At 31.5% G+C, this 15,909-nt stretch carries 11 protein-coding genes, 1 tRNA gene and 2 rRNA genes; 10 read left to right on the top strand and 4 right to left on the bottom strand.

All coding sequences use genetic code 11. The features are described 5' to 3' along the window. Positions 1–290: 290 nt before the first annotated feature. From rrf to CLCOS_RS00355, 3 genes are all read left to right on the top strand, one after another. Positions 291–407, top strand: a 5S ribosomal RNA gene (gene rrf / locus CLCOS_RS00365). 9 nt (positions 408–416) lie between these two features. Continuing rightward, positions 417–492, top strand: a tRNA-Phe gene (locus tag CLCOS_RS00360). Between the two features lie 105 nt (positions 493–597). Then, positions 598–1,341, top strand: coding sequence for a peptidylprolyl isomerase (locus CLCOS_RS00355; RefSeq protein WP_063602590.1), 744 nt, complete (start codon positions 598–600; stop codon positions 1,339–1,341). A gap of 108 nt (positions 1,342–1,449) precedes the next feature. On the opposite strand, the gene CLCOS_RS00350 is transcribed toward CLCOS_RS00355, so the two are convergent. The 4 genes from CLCOS_RS00350 to CLCOS_RS00335 form a co-directional block, all read right to left on the bottom strand. Continuing rightward, entirely contained in the window at positions 1,450–2,484 is a 1,035-nt protein-coding gene (locus tag CLCOS_RS00350) for an aldose epimerase family protein (RefSeq protein WP_063602589.1), read from the bottom strand. Positions 2,485–2,591: 107 nt separating this feature from the next. Further along, the gene (araA, locus tag CLCOS_RS00345) at positions 2,592–4,058 is read right to left on the bottom strand and encodes an L-arabinose isomerase (protein WP_063602588.1); all 1,467 of its coding nucleotides are present in this window, start codon (positions 4,056–4,058) and stop codon (positions 2,592–2,594) included. A gap of 22 nt (positions 4,059–4,080) precedes the next feature. After that, complete coding sequence (locus CLCOS_RS00340) at positions 4,081–4,782, bottom strand: L-ribulose-5-phosphate 4-epimerase (protein WP_013236815.1); 702 nt, start codon at positions 4,780–4,782, stop codon at positions 4,081–4,083. 58 nt (positions 4,783–4,840) lie between these two features. Then, positions 4,841–6,445, bottom strand: coding sequence for a xylulokinase (locus CLCOS_RS00335; RefSeq protein ID WP_063602587.1), 1,605 nt, complete (start codon positions 6,443–6,445; stop codon positions 4,841–4,843). 377 nt (positions 6,446–6,822) lie between these two features. Here CLCOS_RS00335 and CLCOS_RS00330 point away from each other — a divergent pair, with 377 nt between their 5' ends. The 7 genes from CLCOS_RS00330 to CLCOS_RS00300 all read left to right on the top strand — a co-directional run. Then, positions 6,823–7,908: a GntR family transcriptional regulator gene (locus CLCOS_RS00330; protein WP_013236817.1), complete on the top strand. Its 1,086-nt coding sequence runs from the start codon at positions 6,823–6,825 to the stop codon at positions 7,906–7,908. Between the two features lie 381 nt (positions 7,909–8,289). Continuing rightward, positions 8,290–9,822: an alpha-N-arabinofuranosidase gene (locus tag CLCOS_RS00325; protein ID WP_013236818.1), complete on the top strand. Its 1,533-nt coding sequence runs from the start codon at positions 8,290–8,292 to the stop codon at positions 9,820–9,822. A gap of 39 nt (positions 9,823–9,861) precedes the next feature. Beyond that, the gene (locus CLCOS_RS00320) at positions 9,862–11,235 is read left to right on the top strand and encodes an MFS transporter (RefSeq protein ID WP_023162526.1); all 1,374 of its coding nucleotides are present in this window, start codon (positions 9,862–9,864) and stop codon (positions 11,233–11,235) included. A gap of 457 nt (positions 11,236–11,692) precedes the next feature. Beyond that, on the top strand, positions 11,693–12,679 hold the full coding sequence (locus tag CLCOS_RS00315; protein ID WP_013236820.1) for a sugar ABC transporter substrate-binding protein: 987 nt from the start codon (positions 11,693–11,695) through the stop codon (positions 12,677–12,679). A gap of 91 nt (positions 12,680–12,770) precedes the next feature. Further along, positions 12,771–14,270, top strand: coding sequence for a sugar ABC transporter ATP-binding protein (locus CLCOS_RS00310; protein WP_063602585.1), 1,500 nt, complete (start codon positions 12,771–12,773; stop codon positions 14,268–14,270). Beyond that, entirely contained in the window at positions 14,270–15,241 is a 972-nt protein-coding gene (locus CLCOS_RS00305) for an ABC transporter permease (protein ID WP_063602591.1), read from the top strand. Before CLCOS_RS00310 ends, CLCOS_RS00305 begins: the two co-directional genes overlap by 1 nt. A 592-nt stretch (positions 15,242–15,833) precedes the next feature. Further along, a 16S ribosomal RNA gene (locus CLCOS_RS00300) occupies positions 15,834–15,909 on the top strand; the annotation flags it as partial.

Genomic DNA, 15,909 nt, shown 5'->3' with positions numbered 1-15,909 from the left:
TAACACGAGGAGATAGGTCAGAGGTGTAAGCAGGGCAACCTGTTAAGCTGACTGATACTAATAGGTCGAGGGCTTGACCAAATAAAAACGAAAGAAAAAAAGTTTACTGTGCAATTTTGAGAGGACAGAGTAATTTGAACTCTTAAAAGTTAATATATATGAAAATTGATAGAAGCGAGCACATTGAGAAAAGGCTTGAATGAGGAGTAGAGTTTACTTGTGTAAATGAGCACCGCAATGAAAGACTTGACGAAGATATGAGAAGCTTATAGCAATTTTCGTCAATAAAATCTGGTGGTAATGACGTGAAGGTAACACCCCTTTCCATACCGAACAGGAAGGTTAAGCTTCAGGGTGCCGATGGTACTGCAGGGGAGGCTCTGTGGGAGAATAGGTCGCTGCCAGGTAAGTTTTTTGGCCAGATAGCTCAGTCGGTAGAGCAGAGGACTGAAAATCCTCGTGTCCCTGGTTCGATTCCTGGTCTGGCCACCAAAAGTTTCAGATATAATCTGAAACTTTTTTTATTTTATATAGAAAAAATAATTGAACTATGTAATAATTAAGTATAAAATATAAAAATATTAAGGAGAAACTTATATGCAAAATAATGTGTTAGCAATTGTAAATGGAATGGAAATAAAAGAAAGCGATCTTAAAGAAGCAATTAATAGATTTCCACAAGATAAGAGAAATCAATTAAATACAGCTGAAGGTAAGAAATATTTACTTAATGAGATGGTATTTTTTGAATTAGCATATAGTTACGCTAAAGACGAAAACTTAGAAAAAGATGATGAGTATTTAAAGATGCTGGAATCTGCTAAAAAAGAAATATTAACTCAAATAGCTATATCTAAAGTTATGAATAAGGTTAATGTAACTGATAAAGAAAGTCAGGATTATTATGAAGCCAATAAAGATATGTATAAAAAGCCTGAAAGAGTAAAAGCAAAGCATATATTAGTAGATAGTATAGAAAAAGCTAAGAAAATTTCAAAAGAGATCTCAGAAGGTATGCCTTTTGAAGAAGCTGCACAAAAATACTCAACTTGTCCATCTAAGGCTCAAGGTGGCAGTTTAGGTGAATTTGCTAGAGGACAAATGGTTCCAGAATTTGAGAACGCTGCATTTAGTTTAGATATAGATGTAGTTAGTGAACCTGTAAAAACTCAATTTGGATATCACCTTATAAAAGTGGAAGAGAAAATAGAACCTTCTATAGCATCTTATGACGAAGTAAAGAACGCTATTAAGAATGGATTATTACAGGAAAGACAGAAATATGAGTATTCAAAATTTAATAAAGAATTGAGAAGTAAATATAAAGTTGAAATAAAGTAATACATATTGCATAAAAATGCCAAGGTAATAATGGGCATAGGTTTTGTTTTTACACAAACCTATGTCCATTATTTTATGTAACTTTTTGGGATTTAGTGGAAACTTGTTTTAAATTAAACTAAAGTGGTATTTAATATTATAGCATTTTCTTTTATTTGCAGGTAATATAATGTCACCGAAATTTTTATAATGAATTGCATCAGGTAATGTCTGCGGTTCCAAAGCTATTCCCATATTGGAAACTAATTTTTGATTTTGCACTTTCCAAGTGTCATCTTTAATATTAAGAGTATAAACGATTAGAGCATTACGATCTGATTCAATGTCTAAGCGCCTACATGTATCATGATTAATTAAAGTAGCAATATTTTTACCATTTACATTAAAGGGATGGTCAAAGCCATTGAGGCCTGATTCAGTTTGCAAATATTTAATTGCATCTTCCAAATTTTTAGGCTGTTGGAAATCAAAAGGTGTTCCAGAAACTTCTTTTAAAGTACCAGTTGGTAATAAGGCTTCATTAATTTCAGCATAACGGGATGCACTAATTTGTAGTGTATGACCTGAGAACAACTTTGTAATGTCATTATTTAAGTTGAAGTATGAATGTACTGTAGGATTAAAAAGTGTATCTTTATTGCTTAATCCACTAAAAGTGATTAATAAATCATTATTGTTATTAAGTGTATATTTAACCTCTACATTTAATGTCCCAGGAAATCCATCTTCGTCGGGAGATATAGTCCTCTGAAAAAGTACACTGGTGGCTTCTTCAGAGTCTTCTGTGCTACTATTCCATATGAGAGAATTGAACCCATAAGTACCACCATGAAGTGTATTTTTACCTTCATTTTTAGGAACGTTATAGGAGATCCCTTTAATTTTAAAAGAGCCATTAGTTATTCGACCAGCTACTCGCCCTATAGCTGCTCCTAGAAACATTTTTCTATCTTTTATATAACTATCTAAGTTGTCAAAGCCTAACAAAACATTTGAAAAGTTGCCTAACTTATCTGGTACAACAATTTCTGTTAAAGCAGCTCCGTGGGAGATACAGGAAACTTTCATACCATGTTTATTAGTCATTGTATATTTGTAAATGTTGTTTCCTTTAAAAGAACCAAAAACACTTTTTTCTATCATTGTATATACTCCTTTAATACTTAATTTTATAAGATAAATAATTTAGGTATGCTTAATTATTTGTGCTATGATAATATTAAATAATAAGCATACCTTTATATAATTAATTATTTTGTAGTTTCTCTTATAATATCTCTTAAATTTGTATTATGATCTATAATAACTGATTCTAAATTAACCATGCGGGCCCAATCATATACTTGCTCAACTGTTAATCCTAGAGTAAGAACAGTATGATGACCACCACCAGCATAAATCCAGGCTTTTACACCATCAGCAAAGTTTGGTTCAGGCTTCCATACCATCTTAGCTACAGGGAGTTCAGGAGTATCCTCTGCAGGTTCTACAGCATTTACTTCACTGATTATCAAACGATAATGTGTTCCAAGATCTAGCATTGTCATTGAAGTACCTTTACCAGTAGATCCATTGAATATCAAACGTGCAGGATCTTCACGATCGCCTATTCCTAAGGGTTTTACCACAACTCTAGGTTTGTCAGATGCAAATGTTGGATCAACCTCCAACATATGAGCGCCTAAGATTTCCTCATTACCTTCACTTAATTCATAAGTATAATCTTCCATAAATCCTGTCTTTTTGTTGTTTGTCATGATCTTTATAAGTCTACTTAAAGCAGCAGTTTTCCAATCACCTTCTCCTGCGAAACCATATCCTTCAGCATTTAAACGCTGAACTGCAAGTCCAGGTAACTGTTTCATACCATATAAATCTTCGAAATTTGTTGTAAATGCAGTATAGCCGCCTGCTTCTAAGAAATGACGAAGTCCAATTTCAATTTTAATTTGTTCTTTTACTTGATTCTCATAGAATTTAGGGTCATTTTCTCCTACATCCATAATATAAATCTTTTTAAATTCTTCATAAGTATCATCAATGTTTTTTTGGGAAACTTTATTCATTTCAGCAACTAAATCACCAATACCAAAATAATCTACTGTCCATCCAAACTGAATTTGAGCTTCAATCTTATCACCTTCAGTAACAGCAACATTGCGCATATTATCACCAAAACGTGCAACTTTGATGTCTTGACTTAAGATATAACCTGCGGCTACGTTCATCCAATCAGCAATTTGTTTTTGAACATTTTCTTTTTTCCAATGTCCTACAACAATTTTATTATGTTTCTTTAATCTAGCATTGATAAAACCGTATTCTCTATCACCATGAGCACTTTGATGTAAGTTCATATAGTCCATATCAATTGTTTTCCAAGGAATATGTTCGTAAAATTGTGTTGCTAGATGAAGTAATGGTTTTTGTAATAATTTAGTACCAGCAATCCACATTTTAGCTGGTGAGAATGTATGCATCCATGTAATAACACCAGCTACATTATCATTGTAGTTTACTTCCTTCATAAGTTTTGTTATTTGGCTGGCAGAAGTTGCAAGAGATTTAAATACAATAGGATAAGGTAATTTGCCACTCTTATTTAAAGCATCTGCAATTTCCATAGAATGTTCTTTTACTTCTGATAGTGCCTCTTCACCATATAAATGTTGGCTGCCTACAATAAACCAAAATTCCATTTCTTTATTTTTTAGCATAATTGACCCTCTTTCCTTGTTTTTATTTATTATTTTGACCATAGTATGCATTTTTTCCGTGTTTGCGTTTAAAATGCTTATCTAATAAAACTTGATCCATTCTAATATTATGGGGATTTAATTGTAAGGAATGATATGTAATTTTTGCAACTTCTTCCAATACAACTGCATTATGAACTGCATTTTTAGGATCGGTTCCCCAAGTAAATGGACCATGATCATTTACAAGAACTCCAGGTATATCATTTGGATTAATACTATTGTCCTTGAATGTTCTAACAATTACATCTCCTGTCTGCTTCTCATAATCTGTCACTATTTCATCTTTAGTCATCTTTGGTGTTACAGGAATATCTCCGTAGAAATAATCGCCATGTGTAGTACCAGCTGCAGGAATGCAAATACCTGCTTGAGCAAAAGACACGGCCCAAGGAGAATGTGTGTGTACAATGCCTAAGATATCAGGGAAGTTTCTATATAATACTAAGTGAGTTGCTGTATCACTTGACGGATTTAAATCTCCTTCAATTACTTTCCCATTAAGATCTACAACGACCATATCACTTGCTTTCATTTTTGTATATTCAACACCACTAGGTTTAATAACTACAAGACTCTGACTGCGATCAATTCCACTTACGTTGCCCCATGTAAATGTTACCATATGGTATTTTGGCAACATCAAATTAGCCTCGAGCACTTTTTCTTTTAAATCTTCTAACATGAGCTAACCTTCTTTCACTAATAAGATAAATTATCTTAGTTGTTTTTAACTTATTCATCTAGATTAAATAATCTACTGCAGCTTGTTCAATAGGAATTCCCTTTTTATAACGTTTCATAAATTGTTCAAAACCTTTAACGTCTTTTGCTTCAGGTTTTACTTCATCAGCTACATAACCAGCAAAAACTTTTTTTGATAAAAATTCTGCTAGCGTGGAGTTACTTTCTTTATTATTCAAATAACTAGCTAATAGTGCAATTCCCCATGCACCGCCTTCACCTGCAGTTTCCATAACTGATACTGGTGTATTTACTGCAGCTGCAACTGCTTCTTGTCCTACAATAGGTGTCTTGAATAAGCCACCATGACCAAGTAACTTGTCAAGCTTTACGCCTTCATCTTTTAGGAGAATGTCCATTCCAATTTTCAATGCTCCTAATGAAGTAAAGAGATGTGCTTTCATAAAGTTTGGTAGATTAAAATTACTTTTTGGTTTTCGTACAATTAGAGGTCTACCTTCCGGAACACCTGTGATATTTTCGCCTGCAAAATAGTTATACGCAAGAATTCCTCCACAATCAGGGTCACCTAGAAATGCTTGAGTATAGAGTCCCATATAAAGAAGATCTCTTGGAATGTTGACATTTATTGCTTCAGCAAATTCATGAAAGATATTAACCCATGCGTCTATATCAGAATAACCATTATTTGCATGAACCATTCCAACTAAGTCTCCTGTAGGTGTTGTTACCATATCAATCTCTGGATGAACCTTCTTAAGTGGATTCTCAAGGACGACCATTGCAAAAATTGATGTGCCTGCAGAGATATTTCCTGTACGTGGTGCAACTGAATTTGTAGCAACCATTCCTGTACCTGCATCTCCTTCAGGTGGACATAGTGGAATACCACTTTGAAGATTTCCACTTACATCAAGTCTATTTGCTCCTTCTGGAGTTAAGACACCAGCATTTTCTCCGGCTAGTAAGACTTTTGGTAGAAGTTTCTCTACATTCAATGAATACTTTTCAACTTCTGGCAAGTGATTAAATGTTTCTAACATATGTTTATCATAATTATGAGTATTCATATCAATTGGAAACATTCCTGATGCATCACAAATACCTAAAACCTTTTTACCTGTTAATTGCCAATGAATATAACCAGCTAAAGTAGTTATAAAATCAAGCTTTTCAATATGAGGTTCTTTACGGAGAATAGCCTGATATAAATGAGCTATACTCCATCTCTCAGGAATATTGAAGTGAAATGATTCTGTTAACTTTTTGGCTGCTTCCTCTGTCATAGTATTACGCCATGTTCTAAATGGAACAAGTAGGTTTCCTTGTTTATCAAATGCCATATATCCATGCATCATTGCTGAAAAACCAATTGAACCAATTTTTGAAAGTGTTACACCATATTTTTCTTTTATCTCAGCAAAAAGTTTTTGATAACTATATTGTAATCCTTTCCAGATTTCTTCTAGCGAATAGGTCCAAATACCATCTCTTAAGCTTGTCTCCCATTCAAAGCTGCCACTAGCTAATGGAGAAAAATCGTTTCCAATAAGAACAGCTTTAATACGAGTAGAACCAAATTCTATTCCTAATGATGTTTTACCATTTTGAATTTCTTTTAATCTATCCTCATTTATAGTCAATAGAATTACCTCCCCCTTACAATAATAGTAAACGGTTTTTTATGATAAATATATCATTTATATACGTACATGTCAATAAATATATAAAAAAACATACGTACTTATTTTAAATGCATTTAGATAATTACTTATTAAATAATTATTTTTAGTGATGATATTATCGCGTTTCATTACAGCGTTTTAAACAAATATAACTACTTTTTCACAAACAATTGCTATATCATTAAATATTAATTTTACTTGTAAATTTATTAGTACAAATTGCTCGATGATTGTAATTATTTTACTTTTTATATTTTTATGCTTTAATATAATATGATATGTATTATAATATGAGGTGTAATATAATAAACTATTATTTTGTGCAGGAGATAAACATGAAACATAAATATGAAAAAGTAAAAGAAGAAATTATTAGCTGGGCAGTTAATGAAAAATATAAACCACATGAAAAAATTCCAACAGAATCGGAACTTATGGAGCTATTTAAAGTTAGTAGACATACTATAAGAAGAGCAATAAGTGATCTAGCGGCAGAGAAATACTTGTATAGATTGCAGGGAAGTGGAATATATGTATCTGATTTTAAACAAAATGAAATTTACTTGACAAACAACAAGAATGTTGGGGTGCTTACAACATATATTTCCAACTATATATTCCCTGATATAATTAGAGGAATTGAAGATACACTATATGATGAATCATACTCCCTTTTATTATCTTCTACGAAGAATAATATAATGCTTGAAAGCAGCAATTTAAAAAATTTATTAGCACACAAAATAGATGGACTTATTGTAGAGCCTACAAAGAGTGCATATCAAAGTCCTAACATGGGATATTTTAACAATTTAATAGAGCAAGATATTCCTTTTATTATGATAAATGCATCTTATTCTCAAGTTAAAGTACCAAGCTTATGTGTAGATGATTTAAAGGGGGGCAATATAGCTGCAAAGTATTTAATTACTTTAGGACATAAGAATATAGCTGGTATTTTCAAGGTAGATGACCTACAAGGTGTGCACAGGATGAATGGTTTTATTACTGGATGTCAGGAAAGTAATGTATTGTTAAGGCAAGATAAAATTTTAACCTATCTGTCAGAGGAAACAAATACACTACTACCTGAAAAGATAAAGAATGTTTTAAAACAGGAAAAACGTCCAACGGGTATATTTTGCTATAATGATGAAATTGCATACATGGTGTTAAATATTGCATATGATCTAAAATTAAAGGTTCCAGAAGATTTATCAATTATTGGATTTGATGATTCTCCAATGGCAACAATTATGGAACCGAAATTAACATCAATAACTCATCCAAAGGAAAAGATGGGAATAGATGCTGCCAAGTTAATTATTAGATTAATTAATAATAATAATCATTTTAGTGAATGTGATTCAATATTATATGAACCTGAAATTGTTATTAGAAGTTCTACAGCATCAATTTAAATTTATGCACATAATAAAATAAAATTTTCAAAATGACCCTTATGAATAACATAAGGGTCATTTTTTGTAAAAAAACTAATAAAATGATCAAATTTTTAAGAAATACGGGGATTTATCCCTATAAAAATAAAATAAGGTTGACATTTGTACGAACAAATATTATTATTAATTTAAGTAATCGCTTTCAAAAATAAAATTAAAGGAGGAATGTTAGTGTATAAATACTCCTGGTAATGTAGTGGCTTACGATGATGTTTGAAAGAGTACGGTGATATGGTTTAAAGGTACTATCATAATTTATTGCAGATTATAAAGATTTATAATTCTCTAAAAAGTTATATTAAGTTATATTTTATCTATAAGAAAGGAGATTGTTATAAAATGAAAAAAGTTAGTTATTATTATGATAATCATTTTAAGATTGGAGATGTTAATGAAAATTTATATAGTTCATTTATTGAGCATTTAGGCAGGGCTGTATATAGTGGAATTTATGAACCAGGACATGAAAAGGCTGATGAAGATGGATTCAGAACAGATGCTATGGAAGTAATAAAAGATTTAAAATTGGGATTGGTTCGTTACCCTGGCGGAAATTTTGTTTCCAATTATGATTGGAAAGATGGTATTGGACCAAAGGAAAACAGGCCTAAAAGAATGGAATTTGCTTGGTCAAGTGTTGAAACAAATCAATTTGGAATTGATGATTTTTGTCGTTGGGCAAAAAAAGCTGGTATTGAACCAATGATAGCAGTTAATTTAGGAACAGGTAGTGTTAAAAGTGCAGCTGAACTTGTAGAATATTGTAATCATCCTGGCGGGACTTACTGGAGTGATCTTCGTATCAAAAATGGAAGTAAGGAGCCTTATAATATAAAATATTGGTGCCTTGGAAATGAAATGGAAGGTACCTGGCAAGCAGGTCACTTATCAGCAGAAGACTATGCAAAAAAAGCTTGTGAAGCTGCTAAACTTATGAAATGGGTAGACAAAGATATTAAATTAGTTGCTTGTGGAAGTAGTTATGAAATGCTTCCTACTTACATGGATTGGGATAGAATTGTACTTAAAGAACTTTATCCTTATGTTGATTACATATCTACTCATAATTATAATATGAATACTAATCAGGGAACATCAAATTTTCTTGCATCATATAAACAACTTGATGACCATATAAAAAATACAGAAAGAGTTCTTGATTATGTAAAGGCAAAAAATAAGGAAGAAAAAGATATAAAAATATGTTTAGATGAATGGAATGTATGGAACTTCCAGGATATAAAACTTGATAGTCTCGACGATTTACAGGGATTGACGACTTTTGAAGTAACTTCAGCTGAGAAATGGGAAGAAGCTCCTGCAATCTTAGAGGAAAAATATAGTCTTTTAGATGCACTAACAGTTGGTGGACTTGCAATAACTTTAATAAATAATGCTGATAGAGTAAAGATTGCATGTCTTGCACAATTAATTAATGTAATAGCACCTATTACAACGCAGAGAAATGGAGGAGTTTTAAAACAGTCAACTTATTATCCATTTAGTATGGTTAGTAATTATGGTAGAGGAACTGTACTTAAACCGTCTGTTAATGGTGCAAGCTACAAATGTGATTTTGGCGAATTACCTTTAGTAGAAGCAGCTACTGTTTATGATAAGGAATCTGATGAAATTAGAGTATTTGCATTAAATTGTAACCAGGATGAAGACACAGAATTAGACCTTCAATTTAATGGCTTTGGAGATCGTAAAATCTCTAAGCAATTTGTATTATCTGGAGATGACTTAGAACTTAGAAATACATTTGAAAGTCCTGATAACGTTACTGTAAAGGAAAAAGATCTTTCAAATTGTGATGGTACGAAAGTTGTTCTTCCAAAGCTTTCTTGGAATGTTTTAATTATAAAGTAATTTCAATAAATTATGAAGGGAGTGGGAAGGTAAGTGGATATGAAAGTACAAGATAAAGATGTTTTTAAAGAAAATTTAAAATTTAGTGAGAAGTTTGGTTATGGATGTGGTGATTTAGCCATTAACTTTACTTGGGCTTCTTTGGGAATGTTTGTAGTTTATTTCTATACTGATGTTGTTGGTATGTCTGCTGCTATTATTGGAACTATTATGTTGTTCTCACGTTGTTTAGATGGTGTCTTAGATGTTATAATGGGCACAATTGTTGATAAAACTAATTCAAAGTATGGTAAAGCTCGTCCTTGGATATTATGGGGATCAATTCCTTTCGTTGTGTTAACGGTGTCAATATTTATGGTACCAAACATAAGCACTTTTGGAAAGATAGTATATATTGTAATATCTTATAATTTACTTATGATAGCGTTTACTGCAATTGCTATTCCTTATGGTACATTAAATTCATTGGTTACTCAAGATCAACATCAGAGAGAAGTATTAAACCTTTTTAGAATGTTTTTGGCACAAATAGGAGTATTAATTGTTACTAATCTTACAATGCCATTAGTAAACTTATTTGGAGGAAAACAACCTGGATGGGCTTTAACTTATTCAGTTTTAGGAGTAGTTTCTTTATTATTATTTGTTTATGTTTTTAAAACGCAAAAAGAAAGAGTAAAACCAATTAAAAAGGAAAAGATTCCTTTGAAGATTAGTCTAAAGGCTTTATGTCAAAATAAATATTGGTTTATAGCAACTATATTTTTTATAGTTTATAGTATTGGATATGCTATAAATCAAGGTAGTACGGTATATTATGCTAAATATCTTCTTGGTAATTCTTCTCTAGTTGGAGGATTAACTATTGCATATTTAGCTCCAGTATTAGTGGGATTCCTTATGATCTCAAAAGTTTATGATAAATACGGAAAAAGAAATGCTATGATCATTGGTTCAATAATAAGCATAGGTGGTTACTTAATTACAATAATAAATCCGTATAGTTTAACAGTTGTTATGGTTTCTCAAATTGTTAAAGGTTTTGGCCAAGCTTTCTTGCTAGGAGGAGTGTGGGCATTATTCCCTGATACTATAGAATATGGGGAATGGAAAACAGGCATAAGAAATGAAGGATTGCTTTATAGCGGAGGTAGTTTAGGACAAAAGATGGGTATAGGTTTTGGTACAGCCATAACAGGATGGATTTTAGCTTGGGGAGGATATAATGGTGCACAAGCAGTACAAGCTAGTTCTGCGGTATTTTCAATAAAAGCATTGTTTATTCATGTTCCAATAATAATATATGTTGCTCAAATTATATTATTGCTCTGTTATGGACTTGACAAAGAGTATCCACGCATTATGAAGGATTTACAATTAAGAAAAAGTAAAATGAGTGCAGAAAATAACTAATAAATGTACTTGCAGATTTTATACAATATTGTAACTGACATATAAAAATGAATAAGTGAAATAAGGTTTTAGTTTCAATAAAATAACAAATAAATAAGAAGTAAATAATAGGGAGTGTCTTTTCTGATGGTTTTTTTATCATTAGAGATGATACTCTCTATATTTTTTAATTTGAATGTCAAAATATGCCATTAAGATTCAAAAGATAATAATTAATAAAAAGTAGGTTAATTTTATGACAAAATATAAAAATTAATACTGATAATCACAAAAAACAATTGACATTTGTACGAACAAATATTATTATAAATTTAAGAAATCGCTTTCATTTAATGGAATATAAGGGACTAATATGGATACAATGAAGACCATAACAGTAATTACAATTGCTAAGATTAGTAATAAAAATTTACAATATAAACTTGATTTTTTAATTAAAAGGAGAGGGGATTTAAAAATGATTAAATTTAAATCAATTAGAAAAAGCATGAGGTCAATTCTATTATGTGGACTTGTATTAGTTCTAAGTGTAGGTCTCATGGCATGTGGAAGTACAAGTACTTCAAGTTCTGGTACAAGCAGTAAAAAGAAAACGATAGCATTTATTCCACCATCACTTGTAAGCCCATTTTATACTCAGGCTGTTACAGGAGCAAAGCAAGAAGCAGCTAAAGAAGGATTTAACATAAAAGTATTGGCTCCTCAAACAGAAGACGATTTCAATGGATTATTAAAAATAGTTGAAGACGTTATAACTCAGCAAGTTGATGCTATTGCAATATGTACCACAGATGATAAAACTATGGCTGCTGTTGTAAAAAAAGCAAATGATGCAAAGATACCAGTTATTGTATTTAACTCATTAAGTCCAATAAAGGGTGCAGATGTTTATGCTTATGTTGGATATGACCAAAAACAAGCAGGAGCTCAGGCTGCAGACTATTTAGGAACTAAACTTAAAGACAAGCAATTCAATGTTGGTGTACTAGAGGGTCTTCCTGGTGTATTTACAGACAATAGAAAAGGTGGATTTGTAAATGAAGCTAAAAAATATTCAAATGTAAAGATTGTAGCTACACAACCAGCTGATTGGCAGAGAGAAAAAGGCATGAATGTTGCAACTAACCTTTATCAAGCTAATAAGGCTATAAATATGTTTTATGGATTGAGTGATGAAATGGCAATAGGTGCAGCTCAAGCTTTCAAGTCAGCAGGAGTTAAGGATGGAGTTACTATTGGTATAGATGGAAATCCAGCTACTTTAGATTCAATCGCACAGGGAGAAACTACTGCTACAATTTATACAGATCCAAAACAAATTGGTAAAGAAAGTATAATAGATTGTTCTAAAGCTTTAAAAGGTGAAAAAATGGCAAATAAATTAGATCAGACAAAGACTTTTGTAGTAGACAAGAGTAACGTTAGTACTTATAAAGCAAAATAATTCTATATTTGCTCTTAGAAAATGTTAGCTTTAACATTTTCTAAGAGTAAAATATTTAGTTACGTAATTTGTGGCAAAAGGGGGGGTAATATTGTCAGAAACTATATTGAAAATGGAGAACATAACTAAAAGTTTTTCAGGAGTTACAGTTCTTAAAAATTCGGGAATTGAAGTTAAAAAAGGAGAAGTTCATATTTTACTTGGTGAAAATGGTGCAGGTAAATCAACTCTTATGAAGATACTTTCTGGAGCATATTCAAAAGATAGTGGAGACATTATACTAAACGGAAACAAAGTAGAGATAAATTCTCCAAAAGATGCTGAGAAACTTGGAATAAGCATAATTTATCAGGAATTTAATTTAGTTCCCTATATGACTGTTGCTGAGAATATATATCTTGGAAGAGAACCTGAATCCAAGGTACCTGGTAAGGTTAATTTCAAAAAAATGTACAATGATGCACAAAAGATGATTGATTACTTAAATGTAGATATACCTGTAGATAAACCAATAAAGAATTTAGGAATTGCCCAGCAACAAATGGTTGAGATAGCAAAAGCACTATCGGTTCATTCTGATATCATAATAATGGATGAGCCAACAGCGGCACTGACAGAAAAAGAAATAGATAATTTATTTAAAATAATGAGAAAAATTAAATCTGAAGGAGTTTCTATAATATACATTTCTCATAGACTTGAGGAATTTGCTCAAATTGGTGATAGAGTTACTGTTATGAGAGATGGAGAAACTGTAGAAACAGTTAATATCAAAGGTACATCTATAGATGAACTTATAAAATTAATGGTAGGAAGAGAAATTAAAGAAAAATTTCCTAAAATAAAGGTTGATTTAGGAGAAGAAATATTAAGGGTTAAGGGATTAACCAAAAAAGGAGTTTTTGAAAATATAAATTTCAGTTTGAGATCAGGCGAAATACTAGGATTTTCTGGTCTTATGGGTGCGGGAAGAACAGAAGTAATGAGGGCTATATTTGGTATAGATTCATTTGATTCTGGTGAAATATATTTAAAAGGTAAAAAAGTTGAAATAAATTCCCCTATGAAAGCAATAAAAAATGGTATAGGATTTGTAACGGAAAATAGAAGAGATGAGGGTCTTGTTTTACAGATGGGTGTAGGTCAAAATATAACCTTAGCATCCCTTGGCAAATATATTAGTAATCCTATAAAATTAAATCTTAGAAAAGAAGTCAAGGAAATAAAAGATTATATATCTAAATTGTCAATTAAGTCTTCAGGATATAGACAAATTGCAGGTACACTGAGCGGTGGAAACCAACAAAAGATTGTTATAGCAAAGTGGCTATTATCTGATTCAAAGGTTTTAATTGTGGATGAACCTACTCGTGGAATAGATGTAGGTGCTAAAATAGAAATTTATAATATTATGAATGATTTAGTTAAAAGTGGGGTAGGAATAATTATGGTTTCTTCAGAACTTCCTGAAGTACTTGGCATGAGTGATAGAATATTAGTTATGTGTAGAGGGAAAATAACTGGAGAATTAAATAAGAATGAGGCTACTCAAGAAAAAATAATGCATTATGCAACAGGAGGTATAGAATGATGAATCAGTTAGAAGATACTGAAAAAAAGAAAAAGACTAGTATAAATGACATACTGGATAAGCTAGGAGTTGTCATTGCATTAGTTGTTTTAATTGTAGTTATGGCTGTGTTGTCTCCAGATTTTCTTACTGTAAAAAATGTATTTAACATATTGCAGCAGATTGCACAAATTGGAATAATATCTGTTGGTATGACTTTTGTAATATTACTTGGAGGAATCGACTTATCTGTTGGCTCAATTATTGCATTTACAGGACTTATTATGGCATTATGCATGAAAGCAGGAATGTCTGTTGGGTTAGCTATTTTAGTAGGTATTATACTAGGTGCAGCTATTGGTTTCTTAAATGGAATTTTAATATCAAAGGTTAAACTCCAACCTTTTATAGCTACACTAGGAACTATGACTATGGCTAGAGGACTTGCATATACTATAACAAATGGACAACCAGTATATTCTTTCTCAGCTGGGTTTAAAAGCTTTGCTGGATTTATTGGAGTTGTTCCAATTCCTGCAATTATTATGGCAGTAATATTTGCATTAGGTTATTATGTGCTTAAATACACAAAGTTTGGAAGATACATGTATGCTATTGGAGGAAATAGAGTAGCAAGTAAACTTTCAGGAATAAATGTGGATAAATATGAGATGTTGGTTTATACGATTTCAGGAATATGCTGTGCTATAGCTGCTATAATTTTAACAGCAAGGCTTGATTCAGCAGTACCAGTTGCAGGTGATGGAAACGAACTTGATGCTATAGCGGCAGTAGCTATAGGTGGAACAAGTATGACCGGTGGAGAAGGCGGTATAGTTGGAACACTTATTGGTGCCTTAATTATGGGAGTAATTGCGAATGGAATGAACCTACTAGATGTACAACAGGGACCACAGAGGTTTGCTAAAGGTGCAATTATAATTTTAGCTGTAGGAATTGATGTAATAAGAAAGAAAAGAACTTCTAAATAATACTTTGGATAAATTCACAAGGTGCTTATTAATTTTTATTAAAAAAGTTTCAGATTATATCCGAAACTTTTTTTGTATTTAAATACTATAGTTTTATCTCCAATCCTAAAAGAAATTTGTTTATTAGGGTTATTTAATGATATGTAATAGGTATCATATTTATTAAAAATGGGTAATATAGTGCTCTGTTAGAATAAATTAAGTATAAACATATCCATGTGTATCTATGTAAGAAAAATGGTGAATATAAGTAGTATAAAGGAGAAAATGCAAATTAAGTTATAAAAATACCGGAGTAAGTGAACTGAGTTAAGTATAAGCTGTGATATAATAAATTTCGTTGTCATGGAGATTACAGAAACAGATTAAATCAATAGTTTTTTATTTAAAGAAAAATAATAAAACGTATTGACAGATGTAATTTAAAATGATAAACTATAAAAGCTGTCGAAGTGAGACAGCAAAATGATCCTTGAAAATTAAACAGAGGAAGATATAAGTACAACTTATTTAGAATAAACCAGCAATTCTTTTGAGCTGCGAGAGCAGCTAAAAAAGTAATTTCGTAATAAGAAGAGTCAATACAAACTTTTAAATTAAGAGTTTGATCCTGGCTCAGGACGAACGCTGGCGGCGTGCTTAACACATGCAAGTCGAGCGATGAAGCT

Origin of the sequence: Clostridium coskatii, assembly GCF_001675205.1 — a bacterium.
In the GTDB taxonomy this organism is placed as follows: Bacteria; Bacillota; Clostridia; order Clostridiales; family Clostridiaceae; genus Clostridium_B; species Clostridium_B ljungdahlii.
This window is presented reverse-complemented; position numbering and strand designations above follow the sequence as displayed.

What these genes read in the sequence shown, in the direction of transcription:
- CLCOS_RS00325 (WP_013236818.1), top strand. Translation starts at nt 8,290, where the DNA reads ATGAAAAAAGTTAGTTATTATTATGATAATCATTTTAAGATTGGAGAT.
- CLCOS_RS00350 (WP_063602589.1), bottom strand. Translation starts at nt 2,484, where the DNA reads ATGATAGAAAAAAGTGTTTTTGGTTCTTTTAAAGGAAACAACATTTAC.
- CLCOS_RS00340 (WP_013236815.1), bottom strand. Translation starts at nt 4,782, where the DNA reads ATGTTAGAAGATTTAAAAGAAAAAGTGCTCGAGGCTAATTTGATGTTG.
- araA (WP_063602588.1), bottom strand. Translation starts at nt 4,058, where the DNA reads ATGCTAAAAAATAAAGAAATGGAATTTTGGTTTATTGTAGGCAGCCAA.
- CLCOS_RS00355 (WP_063602590.1), top strand. Translation starts at nt 598, where the DNA reads ATGCAAAATAATGTGTTAGCAATTGTAAATGGAATGGAAATAAAAGAA.
- CLCOS_RS00330 (WP_013236817.1), top strand. Translation starts at nt 6,823, where the DNA reads ATGAAACATAAATATGAAAAAGTAAAAGAAGAAATTATTAGCTGGGCA.
- CLCOS_RS00320 (WP_023162526.1), top strand. Translation starts at nt 9,862, where the DNA reads ATGAAAGTACAAGATAAAGATGTTTTTAAAGAAAATTTAAAATTTAGT.
- CLCOS_RS00305 (WP_063602591.1), top strand. Translation starts at nt 14,270, where the DNA reads ATGAATCAGTTAGAAGATACTGAAAAAAAGAAAAAGACTAGTATAAAT.
- CLCOS_RS00315 (WP_013236820.1), top strand. Translation starts at nt 11,693, where the DNA reads ATGATTAAATTTAAATCAATTAGAAAAAGCATGAGGTCAATTCTATTA.